The sequence below is a fragment of the Cysteiniphilum marinum genome, from assembly GCF_014857925.1.
GTDB classification, from domain to species: Bacteria; Pseudomonadota; Gammaproteobacteria; order Francisellales; family Francisellaceae; genus Caedibacter; species Caedibacter marinus.
On record NZ_JACYVZ010000013.1, the window covers coordinates 42,075 to 65,160 of the forward strand.

Annotated in this window: 13 protein-coding genes; 7 read left to right on the plus strand and 6 right to left on the minus strand. The window is 37.7% G+C overall.

Going from position 1 to position 23,086, the window contains the following annotated elements:
* Positions 1–11 precede the first annotated feature (11 nt).
* From IE867_RS07690 to IE867_RS07705, 4 genes are all read left to right on the plus strand, one after another.
* A complete protein-coding gene (locus IE867_RS07690) occupies positions 12–2,846 on the plus strand; it encodes an ATP-binding protein (protein WP_192484144.1) in 2,835 nt (944 codons plus the stop codon).
* Between the two features lie 33 nt (positions 2,847–2,879).
* Positions 2,880–4,097, plus strand: a complete 1,218-nt coding sequence (locus tag IE867_RS07695; protein ID WP_192484145.1) for a pyridoxal phosphate-dependent aminotransferase — start codon at positions 2,880–2,882, stop codon at positions 4,095–4,097.
* A gap of 11 nt (positions 4,098–4,108) precedes the next feature.
* Positions 4,109–4,732 (plus strand): NAD(P)H-dependent oxidoreductase, encoded by a 624-nt coding sequence (locus IE867_RS07700; RefSeq protein ID WP_192484146.1) that lies wholly within the window; start codon positions 4,109–4,111, stop codon positions 4,730–4,732.
* A gap of 145 nt (positions 4,733–4,877) precedes the next feature.
* Positions 4,878–5,066 carry a hypothetical protein gene (locus tag IE867_RS07705; protein WP_192484147.1) on the plus strand — a complete coding sequence of 63 codons (189 nt, stop codon included), beginning with the start codon at positions 4,878–4,880 and terminating at the stop codon, positions 5,064–5,066.
* Between the two features lie 12 nt (positions 5,067–5,078).
* On the opposite strand, the gene IE867_RS07710 is transcribed toward IE867_RS07705, so the two are convergent.
* The gene (locus IE867_RS07710) at positions 5,079–7,292 is read right to left on the minus strand and encodes a glycoside hydrolase family 18 protein (protein WP_192484148.1); all 2,214 of its coding nucleotides are present in this window, start codon (positions 7,290–7,292) and stop codon (positions 5,079–5,081) included.
* A 226-nt stretch (positions 7,293–7,518) separates the two neighbouring features.
* On the opposite strand from IE867_RS07710, the gene IE867_RS07715 reads away from it, so the two are divergent.
* Both IE867_RS07715 and IE867_RS07720 read left to right on the plus strand, forming a co-directional pair.
* Entirely contained in the window at positions 7,519–8,283 is a 765-nt protein-coding gene (locus tag IE867_RS07715; RefSeq protein ID WP_192484149.1) for an enoyl-CoA hydratase-related protein, read from the plus strand.
* Between the two features lie 33 nt (positions 8,284–8,316).
* Positions 8,317–9,447: a CaiB/BaiF CoA transferase family protein gene (locus IE867_RS07720; RefSeq protein WP_192484150.1), complete on the plus strand. Its 1,131-nt coding sequence runs from the start codon at positions 8,317–8,319 to the stop codon at positions 9,445–9,447.
* A 4-nt stretch (positions 9,448–9,451) separates the two neighbouring features.
* Here the strand turns inward: IE867_RS07720 and IE867_RS07725 are convergent, their stop codons facing one another.
* From IE867_RS07725 to IE867_RS07740, 4 genes are all read right to left on the minus strand, one after another.
* Entirely contained in the window at positions 9,452–12,091 is a 2,640-nt protein-coding gene (locus tag IE867_RS07725; protein ID WP_192484151.1) for a patatin-like phospholipase family protein, read from the minus strand.
* Between the two features lie 182 nt (positions 12,092–12,273).
* A complete protein-coding gene (locus tag IE867_RS07730; RefSeq protein ID WP_192484152.1) occupies positions 12,274–12,888 on the minus strand; it encodes a hypothetical protein in 615 nt (204 codons plus the stop codon).
* Positions 12,889–12,923: 35 nt separating this feature from the next.
* Positions 12,924–15,347, minus strand: coding sequence for a DUF1554 domain-containing protein (locus IE867_RS07735; protein WP_192484153.1), 2,424 nt, complete (start codon positions 15,345–15,347; stop codon positions 12,924–12,926).
* Positions 15,348–15,530: 183 nt separating this feature from the next.
* Positions 15,531–19,889 (minus strand): RCC1 domain-containing protein, encoded by a 4,359-nt coding sequence (locus IE867_RS07740; RefSeq protein WP_192484154.1) that lies wholly within the window; start codon positions 19,887–19,889, stop codon positions 15,531–15,533.
* A gap of 240 nt (positions 19,890–20,129) precedes the next feature.
* Between IE867_RS07740 and IE867_RS07745 the strand changes: the two genes are divergently transcribed.
* A complete protein-coding gene (locus tag IE867_RS07745; RefSeq protein ID WP_192484155.1) occupies positions 20,130–21,101 on the plus strand; it encodes a LysR family transcriptional regulator in 972 nt (323 codons plus the stop codon).
* An 84-nt stretch (positions 21,102–21,185) separates the two neighbouring features.
* Here IE867_RS07745 and IE867_RS07750 read toward each other — a convergent pair whose 3' ends face one another.
* Positions 21,186–22,895, minus strand: a complete 1,710-nt coding sequence (locus IE867_RS07750; RefSeq protein ID WP_192484156.1) for a mechanosensitive ion channel family protein — start codon at positions 22,893–22,895, stop codon at positions 21,186–21,188.
* Positions 22,896–23,086 lie beyond the last annotated feature (191 nt).

A 23,086-nucleotide genomic window follows, 5' to 3' on the forward strand; every position in this document is an offset into this window, starting at 1 on the left:
AAGCACATCTTATGCTTAAAAATGTTGGCATCCGCGGTCGGATGATTTTATTAACCTTATTACCAACACTGACGGTGTCAGCCTTGCTTGGTTTTTATTTTATCAGTATGCGCTTTTCTGATTTGGATCGTAATCTATATATTCGTGGTGAGGCAGTTACTACTGAACTTGTTGCCGCCTCTGAATATGGTCTGTACTTTGACAGCAAGATTATCTTACAAAATGTCACGGATAATATTTTAAGCTATCCAGATGTGCGCATGGCTGCGATTTATGACAGTGATGGTGATTTATTAACATTCACGGGTAGAATTCCACAAGTAAACCCTCATTTTTTCAAAGAAAATTCAGACTTGATGAGTAAAAAAATCTTTATGCAAGAAGGGCATAAAAATATTCAGTTTTTAGCACCAGTTATTTCACGCACAGTTAACCCAAAAGAAAAAAGTGTTGGTAAGCTTTATACGGAGAAAGACCAACGTATTGGTTGGGTCGTGATTACGCTTAGTCGCGAAAACACGATTATGAATCAATATCAGGCAATTATTACAACATTGCTTATTGTGTTGATTGGGTTAACGGTAAGTATCTTATTTGGACTACGTTTAAGTGGAGATTTGATCAATCCGCTTTTTGATATTATTAATGCAGTGAAGCGTATTAAAGAAGGTGCGTTAGATACTAAGCTTGATGGCAATCCACCTGGCGAGCTTAAGAACCTTGAAGAAGGTGTCAATAGTATGGCGCTATCGCTTAATAATGCCCATCAGGAAATGCAGCGCAATATCAAACAAGCAACAAGAGAGTTAAGACATACGTTGAAAACGATTGAACGCCAAAATGTTCAATTAGATCAAGCGCGCAAAGAAGCAATTGAAGCCAGCGAGATAAAAAGTAAATTCTTGGCAAATATGAGTCATGAGATCCGCACACCCATGAATGGGGTGTTAGGCTTTTTAGATTTATTAGCAAAAAGCAATCTGAGTTCTTTGCAACGTGAGTATTTAGAAACAATTATATTATCTTCTAATAATCTATTGAGCATTATCAATGATATTTTGGATTTCTCAAAAATCGAATCGGGCAACTTAATTCTTGAACATCAGCCGTTTAATTTGCGTGAAGAAATCACCAATTGCATGATGTTATTCAAGCCCAAAGTCATTGAGCAGCAGATTGACTTTGGTGTATTACTAGACCCACATTTGCCACAAATGGTTATGGGTGATGCGCTAAGATTTTGCCAAATTTTAACGAATCTTGTGAGCAATGCATTGAAGTTTACCGAGCAAGGGAGTGTCTGTGTCAATGTTGATTTAAAAGCAACACATCAACACCAAGTTGAAATATGTATTAAAGTTAAAGACACAGGTATTGGCTTATCTCAAGCGCAAATTAATAAACTTTTTCATGCATTTACCCAAGCGGATTTATCAACCAGTCGCAAATATGGAGGCACTGGATTGGGACTGACTATTAGTAAAACACTTATTGAAAAAATGGGTGGAGAGATCCATGTTGAAAGTAAGTTAGATCAAGGGGCATGTTTTAATTTCAATGTGTTCTTTGATAGAGTCTCTGCTTCAACCGTTGAAGAAATAAAGTCGATAAGTGTTAAGAAGCTTATTGTTTATAGCCAGAGTCAATATGCTGGAGAGATGTTTCTTGCACATATTGCACTATTTGGTATTGAATATATTTATTGTGATAGTGAAGCCACATTGATTGATGCTGTGGTTGAGCAAGATACAGTTGATATTGTGTTGATTTATAACACACTGCCTGAAATGCAGAAATTAAAACAGTCATTAATTATGGATCTACAATCATTTACTCAAGCAGATATCTTTCTTATTGCTAATATGCCATTAAATGAACTGTTTGATTATACACATAAGCTAGGTCTTAAGAATTGTTTAAATTACCCATATAAGCCGAATAAACTGGTCTCTTTTTTAGAGAGCTCTCTTGAATTGAGTGAAACAAAAGAGACTGACACGGTAGATGACATACCTAATATGCAAGCAGAAAAATCGATACTTATCGTTGATGATAATCCTATTAATTTAAAGCTTTTGCATATTTTATTGAAAACAAAAGGTTACGCTCCAGTTAATGCCTTTAGTGCAAAAGAGGCCTTGTCATTAATAGAAAAGCAAAATTTCAGGATGGTCTTAACTGATGTACATATGCCTGAGATGGATGGTGTTGAGCTATGCCATGCCTTGCGTCAAGATGCGCGCTATCGTGATGTACCTATCATTGCAGTGACAGCAGATGTCGTTGAAGGACAAGGTGAGAGCCTGTTAAAAGAGGGCTTTGATGCCATACAAATTAAGCCGATTGATGATAATGCATTATCTGAACTATTGATGCATTACTTAGGTAACCGTGATACCACAATGCACGTTGGAAATGCTGTAAATGACCAACATGATCAAATGAATCAAGATCAACAAATAACGAATGAGGTAATTCAACGTAGTGATACAAAGGAGAGCAAAAAATATATTGATATTGAGCTTGCTTCAGGATTAGCAGGCGGCAATATTGCTTTTGCTAAAGAGATGTTGGCGGCATTTATGAACTCTTTAAGTGATGCCGTTGAAGAAATTGTAACTGCTTATGAAAATAGCGAAGGTAAACGCTTAAGAGATTTAGTGCATAAGCTTCACGGCGGGGCTAGTTACTGTGGCGTGCCCGTGCTTAAAAATAAATTGGCAAATCTTGAAAAGGCATTGCAACATAATAATTATACGATTGATGCCATTGTGCTAGAGAAATATGAGCAATTTATAATAGTTTGTGATAAAACAATAGATGCTTATCATCAATATAATCAATAAGTTGAGTCAAGAATTTTAAGGAGTGAAAGCTAAATGTTAGATCAAGCAAAACGCTTTAGTCAGCGCGTACTGAATGTCGAAGGTTCAAAAGCCGCTGAAATGGCAGCGCGTGCAGCAAGTCTTATTAAAGCAGGGCATCAAGATGTGATTTCTTTGGCTGTTGGCGAACCGGGTTTTCATTCACCGAATGAGGTTAAAGAGGCGGCTAAAAAAGCGATTGATGAAAATCGCACACAATATACACCAGTAGATGGTGTTGTCGAATTAAAAGAGGCAATTATTAAACGTTACAGCCGCGATTATCAGCTTAATTTTCAACATAATGAAGTCTGCGTTACCACTGGTGCTAAGCATAGTTTATATAATATTTTTAATTGTATTTTGAACTCTGGTGATGAAGTACTGTTCTTCTCGCCTTTTTGGACATCTTACCCTGATATGATTAAGCTTGCGCATGGTAAACCGGTAGTCGTTGAGACAACGCATCACAATGATTTCCAGCCAACGGAGCATGACTTAAGAGCAAAGCTTAGTACCAAAACAAAGGCATTAGTGCTTAATATTCCACATAACCCAACCGGTGCGATATATCATAAAGAAACATTGAATATGATCGCTCGTGTATTAAAAGATTATCCTGATGTTTGGATTATTAGTGATGATATTTACGATATGCTCTACTGGGGAGATCGTCCACTGACATTGATTGAAGTGGCGCCTGAGTTAAAATCGCGTTATGCCATTGTTAATGGCGTATCCAAAAGTTATGCGATGGCAGGATGGCGCATTGGCTATATCATCGCACCCGAGGATATGATCAATATGCTCAGGCGTTATCAGTCACAATCGATGTCATGCGCGTGTTCTATCTCACAATATGCCGCGATAGAAGCGCTCAACTTACCAAGATCAGCGCTGTTTGAACAGCTAAACACCTATCAAGAACGTGTCAATTTTTGTTATGAGGCATTACAAAGTGTGCCAGAGATTGATTGTCTATTACCTGAAACAACCTTTTATTTATTTCCTTATGTGCAGCCAATTATTGAAGCATTAGGCTTTAAAGATGATGTAAGTTTTTGTTTGCATTTATTAGAAACTAAGCATTTGGCTGTTATGCCAGGGTCAGCCTTTGGCGCACCAGGTTATCTACGCCTTAGCTGTGCCGATGAAGTTAGTGTTTTAAAAGATGCCATGGGACGCTTAGTCGATTATGTTAAACAAGAAAAAGTACATAGCAAAGCATTATAAAGAGGATCATAATGAATTATATTGAACTATTAGAACAGCGTTTTGCTTGCAAGAAATTTGACTCAACACGCAAAATTTCTGCCAAAGATAAAGCATTTATTTTAGAAGCAGGACGCCTATCACCGTCATCGTTTGGCTTGGAGCCGTGGCAGTTTGTGGTGATACAAGATGATAAATTGCGTGAGAAATTAAAACCGGCATGCTGGAGTCAAAGTCAAATTACAGATTCAAGCTTTGTTGTTATCATCTTAAGTCGCAAAGCGCATAATTTCCGAGGTAAGAGTGATTATGTTCGTCAAAAGGTTTCACGACGAAATTTACCACAAGAAATGCAGGATACTTATCTAGGTTTAGTACAAAATTATCTCAGTGTTGAAGATACGGACGCTTGGGCAAAAAGGCAGTGTTATATTGCATTAACGAACCTACTCAATGCCGCACAATCTTTAGGCATTAGTAGTTGCCCGATTGAAGGTTTTGAAGCTGAAAATGTCAAGAAAGTCCTCGATGAATATAAACAAATCAATTTTGATGATTTTGATTTCTCAGGTGTAATGTGTGCATTTGGTTATAGTGCCATGGATTTACCAAAAAAGTTTCGCGCTGCTTCAACAGAAGTTATTATTGAAATTTAGCTATTAAATTTGATTTTTTAAAACTATTTTTATTTGCTGTGACACCTTAAGCTTTTATTAATTTTGATTATCGATGATGGATAAGTGTTATAACACTCACCCTAGAAAAATGAACAGTAATTAAATAATTAAAGGAGCACTTAAGATGAAAAAGAACAAATTTTTTAAAGCGATTGCAGTCATGTTTATCGGTATTTTCTTAGCAGGCAACTTAGCAGCGGCTTATGCAGGGACTGATTATGTATCAAACTCAAATAAAACTTACAAACAGTCACTTGTTCAGCCAGTTCAAGATACTCCGAGCATATCAATGACAGGCTCGGATGGTATGTAACACTGCATCGTATTAGTTAAATGTATTAGCTAGCGCATCAATGAGTGATGGATTAGGGTTGGTTTCAGGGTTGGGTGCATCACCTGAAGTATCCCAAAACATTGCCCCTTTTAACCCTTGCTGTTTTAGCCAATGTGCTTTGATTTTCACCATTGTTGCTGAATCATAAGTAATAAACATCCGTGACAACGGGTTGTAATAATAGCTTTCAACAATTCGATCAAATGGGTAGGTAACACCTGAGATGGTATAACCATTAATGCTCACCTCACCAAAGTTGCCAACACTTCTTAATACATTGTTGTTATCGCGTACAAGAATATAGGTGTAATCAGATGCAGTGTTAGCAAAGCTTGCGCATACTTCATTATCTTTAACATTTGAGAAGCTACCCCCCATGAGGCAGTTATACCCTAGACTGCCATCCTCCCACTCTCCAGGTCCTGTAACACCTGATTGATAAACCCCTGGAATATTCGCTAATCCAACATCTACTTCTACCCATTGGCGACCATATAGCGGAATTCCGGCAATGATTTTTTGATTGGTGACACCTTCGGCATTAAGTGCGGCAACACTGCTGATGAGATTCCATTGTCCTTTGGTTGTCATATAGTTTGGTGCATCAGTACCTTCTGTGGCAGATAAGGGTGATTGATGCCCTGTGTTACCATCCCATGTTCCTGCGGCATCATAGGACATGATGTTGATCGAATCAAGATACGGTAGCATCTCACTATAGTGATTAAGAGTGATATTTTCAGGTGCTTGATTAATGGCGATACTTAAATGATAGGTTTTGCCAGTGGTATTACTTAAGTTATCAAGCTTTTGACGAACAACTTTAATAAGCTCAACATAGTTAGCAGCATCGCTATATTGTAAGTATTGATCAAGAATCGCTTGCTTTTGTTCATTAGTAATCTCGGCTCCTTGGGCAGCAATAGCCGTATTAGCGGCATTGATATGCTCATTTTGCACACCCCATACAGGAAACTCCCAATCAAGATCAAGCCCATCCATATTATATTCCTCAACCAATGCCGTGGCACTATTAGCAAAGGCTAGACGTTTTTGTGGATCAGCAGCAACACTTGGGAAATTGCCAGACCATGTCCAGCCCCCAATAGAGAAAACAGCAATCAAATCATTGTTATACTCGTTCTTTGCCAGTATCTTTAACTGTTGAATACGCTCTAGGTTACCATAAAAAGGTTTGTTAGAACCCTCGCCATACCATGTGCCTGCTTGATAGACGCCATGCGCAGTGGTAACGTCTGTTGTGAAGCGTTTCTCCGTATCGGCATAACCATCACCAAGTGTGACAATACCATTAGCGTCAAAGTTCAAAAAAGCATAATAAAGTACATCAAGATCTTTTGCATCTAAGTGGTGTATTTGGTGATCGCGTCCATAGGTGCCCCAAGCAGGATAATAGGCGCCAACCTCGTAAAAAACATTATCCACTGAATAGCTAATCGCAAGATCTTGTGTGCTTGCAGCAGTAACGGTTATATTGTTGGTGTTATTTGCGCTATAGTAGCGATTATTTGCATTATCAAGATAGCCTTGATAGCTAATCGTATAAGTGCCAGGGTTAAGACTCAAGGTAACATTGAAGTTATTGGACATTTGTGAGTTGACAGGATTTGATTCATTATCATAGACACTCACCAAACGTTCAGTGCTGCCGCTAGGAAGATTGTTTAATGTGATATGAATAACGCCAGCTTCTGCGGCAAGCGCACTGTAATTAAGCGAAACTGGGCTAGTCATGCCACTGTGTATTGAAATGCTCACCGTTGTTAGTACATAATTGATCCCTTCATACAAAATAGTGGACTCAACAGAATAGTCATTGCTTGCTAACATAACACCTGATTGGCTACGCATTTCCGATAAACTATAGCTGATAACTTCTTGATTTGGTTTAATGAAGTTAACCGTACCATCAGCTGTTTCAGGAATACCATTTGCTATAAATTGCACGATATTAATTGATGGTATTGGTGTTGGTTCAACCTCGGTTTCAAGCTCTTCAGGTGCTTCAGGTCCAGTAGTTTCCGTGTTTTCTATCGTTGTGTTTTCAGAGGATGGTAAGGTTTGGTGGTCTGACTCAGACGTTGGTGTTGGTAATGTTTCATTGCTTGCACCATCAAAGCCACCACCGCAAGCACTTATGATCAAAGCCGTCAATGTGAGAAAATAAAGTTTAGATAATTTCATGCTGTTCTCCTTAATAATTGCACAGACAGAGAAAATGATCGCAAAACAATCACATAGCTGTAACTACAGATTAAAAACAGCGGTGTGCGTAATTTATGCATATTGGATAAAAGAGGGTGAAATTTGAAAAACCAACTGAACAAATGTCTATTCTAAAAATCTTGCGCTATACTTAGGGACACTGGCGCGATGCGTTTGAATTGTAAAACTATAAGGAGATATTTCAATGGATAAGATACTCTGTCAACACGATGACAAAATCACAATAATTACGATCAATAATGGTGATAAACGCAATGCTTTTGATAGTGAGATGTCAAAAGCCGTCACACAATTTATTCATGAGGCAAAACGCAAGAAACAGCGTGTGATTGTGCTTAAAGCCAATATTTCGCATGGCATATTTTCAGCAGGGCATGATTTAAATGAACTGACATCAGTCGATGAGATTACCAATGATCCGATGTTTGAAATGTTTGACGCAATGACGGCATCACCTTTACCTATTATTGCCCAAGTCGAAGGCGCTGTTTATGCTGGTGCTTTACATATGCTGATGGTTTGTGACATGGTTTATGCCACCAATGACAGCAAGGTGATTATTACCGCTAATAAAATGGGAGTGCCTTTCTCATTGCGTAATTACCAAAATTGGTTGTCAGTCATGAGTATTCATAAAGCCAAAGAGCTATTTTTTACCGCTAGTAGTATCGATGCTATGGATGCCTATCATACAGGAATTTTTAACACCATTTTTAGTGATAGTGCATCACTTTCAGCACGTGTTGATGAGGTCTGTCAGGCAATTATTAGTTGTTGTGCTGAAGGTGTTGCTAACAGTAAATTTCAGCTTAATGTTTTGGCTAATGATGTTACGATTAATTATGATGAAGGCGTCGCTATTGAGGAGTCGAGACATAAGATTTTAAATAGTCCACAATTTACTAAACGTGTCGAAGCACTTATTGCTAAGATTCATCATAAGAAGTAAAAATGAAAAATCGAAAGATTCAAGGAGAGAAAAATGTCACGTGTTTTAGATGATGTATTAGTATTGGATTTTACTCAAGCGTTAGCTGGACCTTATTGCACAATGCTCTTGGCTTACAATGGCGCACGAGTTATTAAAATTGAACGACCAGGAGATGGTGATATGTTGCGCTCAGCGGCTCCCTTTACCAAAGAAGGAACTTCAGTATTTTGGGCATCAGCCAATGCCAATAAAGAAAGTTGTGCGCTAGATTTGAAAAATTCAGAACATATCGCATTGATTAAAAAAATCATTCAAAAGGCAGATATTCTTGTGGAGAACTTCAGACCTGGCGTTATGGAAAAACTGGGCCTTGGTTATGAAGAGGTTAAAAAAATTAATCCCGCGATTGTCTACACCTCAATCTCAGGTTTTGGTACAACAGGACCAATGGCGCATGCACCAGGCTTTGATTTGGTGGGACAAGGCTATTCAGGCATGATGTCAATCAATGGTGATTTAGATAAAGATACTGGGCGCATTGGTTTTCCTGTAGGCGATGTCAGTGCTGGTATGTGGGGCTATATGGCAACAATGACTGCCTATTGTGGGCGATTGCGAAGTGGCAAGGGCGCCTATGTTGATGTTTCGATGCTAGATGGTTTGTTTGCAATGATGCCAGCTGAAGTGGTTGCTTATACTAAACTCAATGAAATTGAGCATTGTAGTGGCAATATTGATCCAGCTGCTGCACCTTTTGGTGCATTACGCACAAAAGATGGCGCGGTTATTGTGGCTGTTTTGGGCGAAAAGCTGTGGCTCAATTTTTGTCAAGCACTAGATAAAATGAACTGGCACGATGATCCTAAGTTTAAAACAGGACCTGATCGCATTAAAAATCGCACTGATTTACAAGCTGTTGTACAACCACTTTTTAGGCAAAAGACAACGGCAGAATGGCAAAAGATCTTAACCGATGCCGGTATTCCAAATGGTATTGTTAATAACATCAAACAAGCCTGTGAGCTGCCACAGATTAAAGCACGTAATATGCTTATTAATGCTGGCGATTATATTGTGCCCGGGAATCCTATGAAGATTAATGGAAGTCATGATTTAGATACACTCAATACGCCAGAGAAACTTGGTGCATCGACTGATAAAATAAGGAGGGAGTTTAAGTAATTTATTATTCATCTCCTCCATCATCCTCAAAATCATCTTCAAGCTCATCTTGAGACATTTCATTATTTACTTGGTTAATTACAGAATTAACAATATCTTTTGCATACATACTGGCAATCGCAGACTGACCGCTAGACATTAATAATTTCTTTGTGTCATTTAATGCTTGTTGACAAGTGGCTTCATCTGATCCTTGGCAAAAAGACTTATCACTAGATAGATTACATCCTGTACCTTGTGTAATACAACCACAACTTGCGAGGCCGGTTGCAAAAGTGCCGTTATAGACGAATTGCCCTCCTGAGAAATTTGTTGTTGATTGCATGTAGTGCCCACTAAAACATGCTGCAACAGCAAGTGCATTATAAGTTGAAGAGTTAGGATCTGCTGACATATACCAAGGATTCCCAATATTAGCCCCTTTTTGTAACATACAGACATTAAAACTAAAATTATCAATAGTTAATGTGCCACAAAAATAGAAGTGCCCTTCAGATGGAGTTTTGAAACCTCCCATACTAGAAATAGAGATAGCCTGATTATTTACTGTAGCATACGGAAAATCTTCCCCAATAAAACTACTATTATTCCTGTTTGAAAAAATGGCAACTTCTCCACTGTTATTTATTGCATAATTTCCAGCACACTCTCCATTTGTACACTGAATATTATGGATATTACTCCATGATAGAGTTGGACGACCATCAAACCAAGGTATAGTATTTGTATCTGCTTGAATGCTGCATCCGCAATTATTAAAATTATCATCACAATAAAGCTGTTGGCTAGGATATTCGCAAGCACAACTACTTGAGGCTTTTTGTTGCATTGCGTTGGCCTGTTTTATTCCTGTAATTGCTAATATGAAATTACTTGTTCCAGAGCATGAGTTTACAGCGTTCAAACAAGCATTATTACCCGTGATATTGCATTTTGTCACTCCATCAGGAATTCCCCCATTTTGGGCTAGACAGTTAGCATATATATATACATTACACTGCTTTTGTGAAAAACAGCTGGCCATACTGTCTGATATGTATGAACTAAACTTCTGTTTAAGCTGGTTGGCAAAACTGGTTTGACAAAGTGATGATTCAGCGCTTCCTGGAGCACTAGACGCTACTGAGCTTGTATTATTTTTATTTGAGATTTCTTGTGATTTTGCTGCCACCCAACTGTCCATATTGCCCATGTTAGGGGTTGCCATTTTTTGTGTCGGTGTGGTAATTGAAGGTAGGTGCTTTTTAATAAAATCTTTAAATTTATCAATTGAGTTTCCTAGCCTTATAGATGGAGATAAAGTTTGTTTAGCATTTGAGTAAGGAGAAAATTGATTATAAAGTGGTGTGCCATATAGTGGATTTGATGTTGCTGTCCAATTAAAATTAGGCGTAAGGGTATTCGCATTGTTTCCACCTGCTGCAAGGTACCCACTTTGGTATAACGTTTGCATTTCACTTTCGGTTAGAGAGAAATCCATACTTGAGATATTATTAGAATCTATGAAAATCGTGTTAGCAGTAATACTAGGATCATCCATCATTTGGCTATATTGCCCATTTGATAGAGTGGTGAACACTTGATTTAAAAATGTTAGAGTACTATTAGGCGATCTGGAAAGGCTTTGTTGTGTTGGATTTGTGCTGTTTGTGTTATCTGCGATATTTGTTGAGCTAAATGTAAACCCCAGAAGTTCACCTGAGTTTGGAGACTGTGGATATGATTTGATGATTTCTGCTATTGGATAGTTTTGAAGTATTCCTCCATCCACAAAAGCATAAGATTTTGACCTGATACTATCTAGATAGGTTAAGTAGCTATTTTGTGTGTCTTCAGAGTTAATATAGGACATTGCAGTACTGTATTGTGTTGACCACTCTCCAGATGATGATAACTGATAATTTACAGGGAAGAAAAAGAATAGTAGGCTACTTGAGGTTCTGATTGCATCAGCAACAGCAATGTTCTGCGTGTTTGTATCGGCTGAACTTAGCATAATGACTTGTCCAGTACCTAAATTTGTTGCGGCAAAATATACATGAACACCACTACTATAGTTATAAATATCTTGGAGTGTAAGCATACTTTTATCCTCAATATCAGCATCCTTGAAAATCGGTGCATTACTTACCAGAGTTTTAAAGAGTTCATATAGTGTTTTACCACTATATAACCCATTCAATGCAGCTGATTGTTGTGTATTAGAGTTATAACTTTGTATATTGCTCAGATGATTTGCAATACTTTCATCGATAGATGATTGGGTATATTTAGATGTATGAGTTGTTTCTTGAATATTGGTACTTAATGTTGTTGAAACAAAATCAGATTTATCCAATAAGGTTGAGTAGTTAAGAGCGCCTAATATAGCAGTTATTTGAGCTGTACTGTATCCTAAGGCAATAAGCATCCCGACAATAGATCCTGTAGAGGATCCTGAAATAATTTTTATTGACTCCAAGTTACCACCATTTTCTTCAAATGCCTTTAGTGCACCAGCATACGCAATATTTTTGACACCACTTCCCGAAAAAACAAGTATTCTAACATTTTCAAAAGATCGTATAGATGAAAAGGTTGATTGATACAAACCTAGGCTTAGGGTAATTGTAAGAAGATAAATATATCGATTCATTTTTAGCATATCATATACCTCAGTAACTTTTCCTTAATATGACTATATTTTTAGTCTAGATCAAAAAAGCCACATTACAATAAGGGGACATTATTTAATTTTGGCCGCTTCACAATGTGAAGCGTTAACCGCATAACCAAGTTGTGCAGCGGCTTTGCCGCTCAAGTATTATGGGTTCAGCCCGTAGGTATCTATTTATCCATTTTAAATACTGTAAATGAACTACCTCCATTTGCTTGAAGAGTAATATATGTATTTTCTTGTTTTGCACTCTCACAGTTTAGCGTGATTTCCCAGTCCTTGCTTGTTTCATTATATTTTCTTGGTAGGCTTGACTTAGCGCCAAGTGACCAAGTCGCTGTAAAATAGCTAAGTTTAACAGCACCTAATACAACGTTTTTGCAAATATAGTGATGTTGGTGATCTTTGGAAGTGAAAATAAGATCACCGTATAAGCCAAGACCTGCTGTATTATCGCTTATTCTGCTACCAATTGCTTTGCAATTAGTATCATCAGTATCGCATGCGCCGCGGATGTTCTTAAGCCAATTAGCAATATCACTATTTTCTAATGCAATATTAGATCCAGTATCAATCGTAACCCTATCAGTACCAACAATTAGTGTGGGTGGTGTTACTTCAGGGTAGGCGCTAGCAATGATAAATTGTGTTTGCGTTGCATCAAGATCTGTTACTGCAGGGTCAACATAAATAGACACGCTAGAGTTGGCAAAGCTGCTGCCAATCAAACTTAGGTTAAGTAAAGCAAAGTAGCCAATCTTTTTAGTTAAATTTTTAATACTCATAATGGATGTTCCTTGTGATTTTGGATTATTGATAATTAAGATTTTTGTACACAATAGAGTTTGTATGGCGTGTTACAACTAGCTAGTTGTAAGCTGTGTTTCTCGCTATCAAACTTAGCAGCCCATGAGTTGTCAGTTGCTAGAGGGTTGGCAACATTGGCAAAATATTGTGGGCTATTTGAAGTGCCATCATTTGTCCAGTTATTACAATTGCTACTTAAGCCATAAACATCGTCATATACCACAAATCCACTCCAAACATAACTTTCAGTGTTTTTTGCAATAGGATTCTTTAAACCACCCAAGAAGAGTGTGTTAGGAGGAGCTACGACTTCATTATTTAAATTTAGATAGTATGCTGTTTGATCATAATTAATATTATCTTTAACACTGCGCGAAGTATCTGGCAGCATAGCCTTGTATTCCCCATCAAGTCCAAGGGCGTTTGCTTCAAGTTGACACTTGTTATTAGCACCTTCAATGCCACCTAAATTACCACTATAGTTTTGTGTGGTTGTAAAGATAAAGTAAGCTTTTGCTTTTGTTATTGTGACAGGAAATTCAGTGCTTTCTTCACTCATATTATGAGCAGATATTTTAATTTTGGCATAAAGAGGATCATTAGCATCATAATCAGTGTTAACAATGATTTGACATGATTGATCTGCCGTTAATGTTTCTTGACAAGCTTGATTATCAATATGCAGCACATCAGCTTGATCACTGCTAAAGCTTAAGTTGTTAAGATCGCCTTTGCCGATGTTTTTAACAACAATCGTTGCTTTATTGTCAATGTTATTTAACTGAAGCTCGGTTAATACTTTGCCATCAACTGCTTGAAACTGTACTTGTCCTTTTTCTCTTTCAATGACTGAAAATACAGCACGTTGATTATTATCAAGATTGGTGTAAACAGTACCACCTTCAGCCTTAGCATATAGAGTAAATTCATAGGTGCCTGCTTGTGTATCTGGATTAATAGTCATTATTGGCATCTCACAGCTTTGCTGAGGTGCTAATCCGGTTTCGCTTAAGGTAAGACAATTGGTTGCATTAGATAAAGAGCGATCAATATTCTCGTCACCAACTCGTTGCACTTGATAGGCTCCTTGTGTTGATGCTGTTGCTGGATACCAATTAAAGTTACCGTTATTGGTGATCTGTGTTGATACCTCAAGGCTTTGATCTTTTATCTCAAAAGGATTGTTATCGTTAATTTCAGATAATTTAATGTTGGTATTGGCAACGCTTACTGGAATAGTCATTGTCTCAGTTATGCCATGATCGTGTTCATACTCAATGATTAATTCACCTTGACCTTTTGCCGATGCTTGTGCATTAAGCATAATCATGGCATCAGATAGTGGGGCAATATCTTTGACGTTTGCCATAAGATTAACATCTGAAATATCATCAGTGATGTTTATGTGATTAATTTTAATTGGGTTATTAGAGGTATTTTTTAGCGTGACTGTATTACTATTTGGTTGTGTGAAATGGATATTAGAGCGATCACTGACAAGTACACGCTTATCATAGGCTAGTACAATATTAGTTTTAGCAATATTACTGGCATCAATGTTAAGAAGATGGCCATTGTTAATATTATCTACAAGTTGTGCTTGATGAGTTTCATCTTCAAGGGCAGTTTTTAATTTTATTGGGTCAAGTTGCAAAGTGATAATGCCAGTTTCACCAGGCAAAATATTTTTCTCATCATCGACGATTTGATTATTTGCATTCAGTTGTTTTTTTGTAGCCTCATCTAACAGATCAATAAACCATTTGCTATCATCATCTTCAGCGATATTTAATACCACACGATTTATCGCGTTATCTGAAATATTTTTAAAAACAACATCAATTTGACCGTCACTATGAATGGTAATCGGTGTAACACTTGCTTTAGCTAATGATTGTGCTGTTGCGATATCTTCCTGTTTAATAAAATTGCCTTGGTAATGCAGCACTTTGTTTTCAATATTTTCAACCTCGATAATTAAGTTAAGCTCTTGATCAAGAAGTGTTTGCGAGCCGGTGTAGATGGTTTCAATATTAAGCACACAGCTGTCATTAGCAGTTAATGTCGTTTGTGTGAGCGAACCATCATCATTGGTGATAAGACAGCTTTTCTCTGATTTATCAGCCACATATTTCAATGTAAGACCATCAATTTGTGGATCAATATGTGCACCTATTACTTTAATGTTGTCCTGTTGCGGGTCATTTAAACCTGTCATCAGGTTATAAGTGGTTTCGGTGCTTAAACGTTGCTTATTGATGCCAATCCCTTCGGCTTTAATGCTTGAGGCAGGTGCTAATAAAGTTTCATTGTTAAGTTTAGTGCTGCCAATGATTGGCTCTGGAGAGGGTGCACCGGCTCCACCGCCACCACAGGCACTGATTAAAGAGGTGCTAATGAGTGAAGGAAGAAGTCTGATTAATGTTTTATATTGCATCGTAAGTTTCCTTAAAGTTAATCACGCTTAGAGATGTTGCTTATGATAAAAAGGTTTTCTGATTAAAAAAACGACATGTTGCGCGCCAGATTGTGCGTAATGTGTGCATGACGAGCAGGGAATATTTGCCGTAACAATAAAAAAGCCTGCAGTCGCAGGCTTAAGTTGTTGTGAGATTATGAATTATCCATTATAAGGGTAAACCACTTTAGGTGTTATAATGACGGTATTAGTTAAGTTGGTACCAGTCTTATAGTTCTCGTTATTACCCCAGCAATAAGCTTTGTCTTGGCTACTGATAAAGCAGTTGTTACCAGCCAGTGATTTCACCGTTTCATCTTGAGCTAGCTGACCTTGAGCAACAGCAACCGGTACTTTGTTTTGAATTGTGTTACCGGTACCTAGGTCATAGGAAGAGTTTTCACCAAAGCAATAGGCTTTATTATCAGCAAGTAAACAGGTGCTTCTAAAGTTAGCTGAGATATCCTGCAAGGTTGCATTAGCTGGGATGGCGCCGGCTTTGACCTGTACCGGTACCGTGCGATCAGTCGTTGTATTATCACCTAATTGACCGCGTCTATTATCTCCCCAGCAGTAAGCATGATTATCACTAGCAAGCCCACAGAAGTAGTCATATCCTGACTGGATCTTGGTATAATATGCGTCATGAGGTAAAGCACCTTGGGCAATTGGTGATAATTTAGCAGAACCATTTTCAGCGGTGCAATATACCCAGCCATTACTGGCAAGTACACATGTTTCACTAAAGCTAACCGTTACTTGTTTGACGGTTTCAGTTAATGGAATATCTCCTCTAGGAATAACAATGGGATGATCAATAATTTCGTCAGTAGCAATCGCAGTTGCCAATTGATTATGTCTGTTTGATCCCCAGCAATATAATTCCTCATTATCTGAGATCGCACAAAGATGGAATTGCCCGCCAACAATACTTTTGAAAGTTACCCCATTTTGTACGACTTTAGTTGGTTGTTGAATGGAGCCATTATCGCCATTAGCCGTACCTGTTTTACCATAATCATTATCCCCCCAGCAGTAGGCTTGTCCGGTATTATCTAGCGCACAGCTTGTGTCTTCAGCAGCGATAATGGTTTCAAGTACAACATCTTGTGGCATCTGACCTAGAGATACAGCAACAGGTTTACGTTGATCACTAGAAACATTAGCTCCCAATCTGTTGCTATTCCTATCTCCCCAGCAATAGGCCTTATTATCATGTCCGATACCACACGAGCCAATATCGTTACGTGTAGTGATTTGAGATAAGGCTTTCCATGCATAACTTTGGATATTAAAGCTAATGATAGCATTGCTAATCTGCATTGTATTATTTGCGGTGATACTTAACTCATAGCTACCAACAGCAAGTGCCTCAGTGGTAGTAACATGTACTTGGCAAGTTAGGCTTTGCAGAGTTTGTGAGAAGCTACAAGTACTACTTTCTGCACCATCGATTAGAATATCTGGCGAGCTTGAATTAATCGTGAAGCTTTGATCCGTTGAAACTTCATTAAACCAATTGTCAGGTGCATGAATGACAACGTCAAAACCTAAGCCTGCGACAACGCCTGTGATATTTTGACCATTAGCAACAAGCTCAGCAGATGCAACGCCATGGTCAATAATATTTACGGCACCAATATTAAGATCATCTTGTGCTAAATTGCTATTACTACCCATATCTAAGACTAATCCATACTCAGCTGCTGTGCTGTTATCAGATACGTTTAAACCAACATAACAATAGCTGCCACTGGCAACAGCAGATCCTGTGAAGCAGCTTGGACTCATGCTAGGATCAGTCAATTGCAAACCTGTTAGATCATCTCCTGTCAAACGATAATTCGCAATATCTGTTGATGGCAACCAAGCAACAAAGAGCTCATTGTTGACAATTTTTAAGTCATAGTGTTTGATGTCAGTTAATGGAATATTTATCGCTGACTCAGGTGTACTAAAGCTTAGCTCATTAACAAAATTAGTTTTAAAACTCATCTGTAAAGTGGTCGCCAATAACCCAGATTGAGCATCCGGTGTTAATGTTAGGTTGAAGTGGTTACCTTCCTGTTCATTGGCATCAGCTGCTGCATTAAACGCAACATAGCAGGTTGCACCACTGGCTAATGTCATCGATTCTTGACATAAGGTCATCTCTGGAGATGAGGTTTGCCCAGATAAGGTGACACCTGTTGGTAAATTCTGCTCAAAGCTGATCATCTGTGCTTCAGTCGTGTTATTGCTAATCGGGATATAACGTACTCCAAGCTCTGTAAAGACAACTTCTTGTGTGAACATACCATCATCAAACGTCGGATAAAGCGAGTTAGCTATACTAGGATAAAACAAGGTTGCGGCATTATTCGCAGCAAAGCCAAAGACTTTATCCAGTGTGGAATTAACATCATTATTAGCAAGAACCTCTGCTTGATGTGCCATCATCGCCTGTTGTAGATCAGCAACCGTTTGACCTGAAAGTAAAGGTAGACTTAGTGATTGAGATTTATTAACCGCAAGCATACTTAAGGTGTCAAGTGCTTGAAAGTCAACAATATCGCTTAGCCATTGTGGGACGCTAACACTTAAGTGTTGTAGTGCTTGATTGGTGTTGTTGGTTAAGCTGATATGTAAGCCTTCTTTATCAACAGCAATCGCATTACTGCTTAACTGTGATAGTGCATTAAGATCCACAAGCTCACTTGTGTCTGCTTCAGGATCATTAATATCGACAACCTTGATATTGAGTGTTTCTGTATCTGTACTTGAGTCACCCCATTGAATGATCAAATTGTTAAGAAGGCTTTTATTGGCTAAATCAACTCCTGAAATATCAAGTTTGGCAACACAAGGTGAGCTGATCAGATTACCAATTTGGCAACTGTTTTCAACACTGGTATCTAATGTGTATGGCATGTCAAAGGGTAGCTTAAAGCCGTAGAGCACTTTGGCTTCAACGGGCGAAAGTACTACATAAATTGAGGCATCTTTACCTGAAACAAAAGCCTTTGGTGTGAGTGTTGCATCAACAAAAATCCCATTATCGCTGTAGTTTGGTAAAGTGATTTCGGTATTTGTGTTGCTGTTATTAATAACTAACTTAAACGGTTGGACAACTTGGGAGATGGCAATTTCTGGATTAACTACTAGCGAGCAGCTTGCTTTAGGTGCGACAACATTGCCACTTAAGCATGATGAAGTTTCTAAAATGCTGATCTGGTTAGTGATGTCTTTGCCTGTCGCATCGTAAACTTTATAATCACTAGCAAGCATTGAGGGCTTAAAATTAACATCTCCAGTATTGATAAATTTAATCACACTATCATGATGATCAATAAAAACACTCAATGGATCAAGGCTTAGTGCAACATCTGTATTCATTGCTACTGTCGTGCTCAAATCATCAAGATGATAAATTGAATCAGTAACAAAGGTAACATTTGTCTCAAAGCTTGAAATACCTGTGTTACTGACTTCAGGACTGACAATGACTTTAATTTGACAGCTTGCACCTGCCGCTAGTGGCAATGTGCATAGTGAAAAGTCAGCATTTACGCCCTCTACGACAGGTGAGAATTGTGCATCAATGCTATTGATGGCGTCACTGGTTGTATTTTTTAAAGTAATAACTTTTTCTAAGTTGCCATTAGCATTACGTGAAAAATCATTTGAATTATTCACAGCTACTAGTGTTGCTAAACTAAAAGACGGTGTTAATTCTACTTTTTGCGCTTTTTGCGCATTGGTTTTAACGTATAAAGCGCTTGTTGCTAACGCTTGATCAAGTTCATTTTTCCATGCTTTTAATGCGGCAAGTGCTTCAGCGGAATTATCTACTTCAAACTTTAAGGTTGTTGCTTGCCCACTTGCTAATGTTGATACACTATTTAATGGATGGATATATGCACGTACTGATTCTGGGAATAGCATTTGTGGATTTTGTAGCACTTTTTGTGAAGTGTTAATAATATCGATAGCTGACTGCAGTCCTGGTGAGAATGAACCAACACTGGTCACTTGAATGTCTGAATGATTAAATACCGCATCATTATCAGCCTTAAAGTCGATATTGATTGGCGTTGTAACCGTGCCAGTTGTTGTTTCATAAACAAGGCTACCATGGTAACTTGCATTTTCTATGGTTGATGTAACTTCATAATGATCTTCACAATGCTCACCAACACTTAGTGCTAAACCTTCATAGCAGCCAAGATTATGCGTTAATGCATTTGCTTGTACGGTAGTTAGCTGTGGTGAAAAGTATTTAGCAATAATCTGAGCAGGTTCAGCACTGACAGAAAGACTTGCAACCTCTGCGGTTAATTGCGTGCTATAAAGTGCTTTGTCACCGTTGATCACATTATTTGGAGTATCCAATGTAACTGCAGCGTTGATCTTTGTTTGTGCAACAGGTGTGTTTTCTTCAGAGCTACCACCGCCGCCACCGCCACAGGCAACCAATGAGATGCTACCAAGAGATAATGCACAAAGAGTATATAGTTTGTTAAGTTGAGTGATCTTTTTCATAATGTTTTCCTCGAAGGTTGTTGAACATTGCAAGATGACAGTTAGTGATCACCTTGTATGGTCGCATTATGAGCAGTTTGATGTGTAGGAAACAGATCACATGTTGCACCAGTTGTTGCATTTTGTGTACACAGTTCAGAGGACATAAGATAGAAGTATTAGAATCCATACTTTACTTATAGGCGGATTAAACTATGCTTGATAGCAGGTTAAATGACTGATGAATAGCGAAGGAATGTTATGTATACTGAGTTCTTTACTGATGCGCTTACCTTGTTAGATATCATTAAAATAGGTTCAATTGCTGGACTATCAGATGCTAAGGGTGAGCATCGTACAACCATCTCACGACGGATTCAGCGCTTGGAGTTTCATCTTAAAAATATGGTGATTACGACAAAAAGTGGGCGAGTTGAATTAACGCCTTATGGATCTGAACTGATCCCAAGATTGCAAGCGATGGTGCAGCATATGGATCGAAGTTTCTCGCAACTGGTTCAAAAGCAGGAAACACAAAAAATGCAGGTACGCTTTTTTAATAATATAGGGGTGTATTACTTTTTTATTGACGAGTGTTTGCAGTCAGTATTGGCAATAAATCCTGATATTTCAATTGAGATGATTAGTTATACTTATTACCTAATGCTTAATTTCGGCTCAATGTCAAAATCACTGTTTGATCAATTTGATGTGATCTTTATCCATGATGCACTTATTCATTTAATTAATGATGAAGAATGGCTCGTTAAAATGCGCTTACAAACGACACATAAGCTATATGCTAGTGAACATTATCTTAAAACACATCCAGCAATTAATGAGCCACAAGACTTAAAAAGACATATTTGTATTTATAATAACTTATTACCTACGAAATCGTGGTTGCTACAACATGACCAAAGTCAGGAAGATAAGCAAAATAAAAGAAATGAAAAAAATGAACACGTTGTCACATTTGAGCAAAGTATAGGTTGTGATGCAGTTATTATGCAGTATAAGTTAACAAAACTAGGCTATGGAGTGAGCTTGATTCCAGAGTCGGTTGTGAAATCAGATCATCAAACACTTGTGAATATATTACCTGACTTATCGAGTAAACCATTTACAACATATCTTCTTGTAAATAGTGAATCCTATAAAAATCCAATCATTAAAAAAGTCATTACAGCAATGATTGATACTTTAAACAATCTTGAATATTGGGGTGATTAGGGTGCTGAATGACAGAAGTCAGTAAATACCCACTACTTCAAACGCTAGTCGCACCATATCTGTTGTGGTGGTACCTTAAGAAAATCATTGCATATTTTTAAACTGAATGTCCAATTGTGGAAAAGGAATATCGATATTATGGACTTTAAAGACTGCAAAGATCTCGTGTCTGAGGCTGTCTTCTGCTTTGCTTTGCTCAAGCTTATTAACAAAAGCCTTAAGGATAAAGATAAGTGCTGAGTCGCCAAAGTCATTAAATTTCACCGATGGTTTAGGATCATCAAAGACATACTGATTATTCTTAGCAACTTGTAATAGGATATTTTTCACTACTTCAGGGTCACTGTTATAACCAACACCAATACTAATGCTAGCGCGACTTAAAGGATTAATGGTTTCATTGCTTAATTTATCATTGATCAGAATACTATTTGGAATGACTAAGGTGTTTTTATCAAATGTTTCGATAATGGTTGTGCGAATATTAATATGTTTAACAAATCCTAAGTCATTACCAGAATGCACCATATCGCCAACCTTAATAGGGCGCTCAATCAGCAGAATAAACCCTGAGAAAAAGTTTTTGATTACATCTTGTAGTGCAAAACCAATACCAATCGATAAACCACTGATGATAAAAGTTAATGCATGTGTGCTAACCCCCATGGCGTAAATAAGAATAACAATCGCAAAAATAAATACCAGATAGTTAAGACACTTATCAAGCGCATATTTTGTACCAGTTTCTATGGTTAAATAATGAATAATCAGGCGTTGAATCATCCATTTAATAATCAATAAAGCCACGTAGCAAATGAGAAAAATAGCCAATGCGTTGATAATATGCATAACAGAAAAAATCTGATTGTCACTGATAGGAAAAGGTGTCGTAAAAAGATAAACTATCATCGCATTTAATTCATTGGCTTCAACACCCCATAATAGGGTAATAAGAAGTAGCGCAAACATATAGCTAATAATAATGCCAATGAGCTTTAACCAGTGATAGACAACAATCGCATGGGCTTTGGTATGCTTTTTATGTGGAGTAATACGTTGGAGTTTAAGCGCACTTAATGGTGTTAATAAAAAAGCAATCAAACGTGTTATTTGACTAGCAATATAAATTACCCATAAGGTTTGCAATAACTTATAAAAACCAATAGATGCCAGATTGCCAAAACCGATAAGCACCATCACAATATATAAGCTATAGAGTATGAGCAGAAAATATAAGATAAGTAAGCCATAGCGACTTGAATGAAAGTGGTGTGTTTTGGCATAACTCAAATATAGCTTTATGAGTAATATGAGTTGAACAATACCTAAGATAAGCATGCAAAAAACGCGTGCATAAGCGTAGTCAATAAGAAAGGGCTCAATATTAAAGCCAAAAGCAATCGGGTTAATATGTTCTATGAAAACAATCATTGAGCTCACAAGGGCTAAAGGGCGAACATACCGATGACTAGATTTATTTTGAGATGAATTAAGATGTAGTAAATTTCTGATGGTGGTACTAAATAATATATAAAAGATCAAGCTCAGTACCAAGGCGTTAATCATTATATTAATAATATTAAGTGGGTCTTGATCAATGAAAATAACGCAGTAGATAAGATACAGCAAAGATGCTGGAAAAATACTACGTGCAAATAAGTAGCTAAGCTCGTTAAAATAGGCAGAAAACACGCGCAGATAGATATAATGATAAACATAATGGCGCAGATAAAGGTAAAGTTTAGCTTGCAGTCGCTTACGATAAATCACATTTGCCAGTAGCAATAGTAGCAATAACACACCTAAGATAAGTTGCTCCTTGGTGGGTAAAATCAGATGATGTTTCTTGAAATTAGTAGAGACTGTTCACTCAACTGTGTCACCCTAAAGCTCAAGTTTTAACCGTTCAGGAAAAAAGATGTTGAGCTGCGAAACGGTTGTTGCCCAGTTTGCCACTGGCATCGTCCATTTCTTTTTAATGTGCT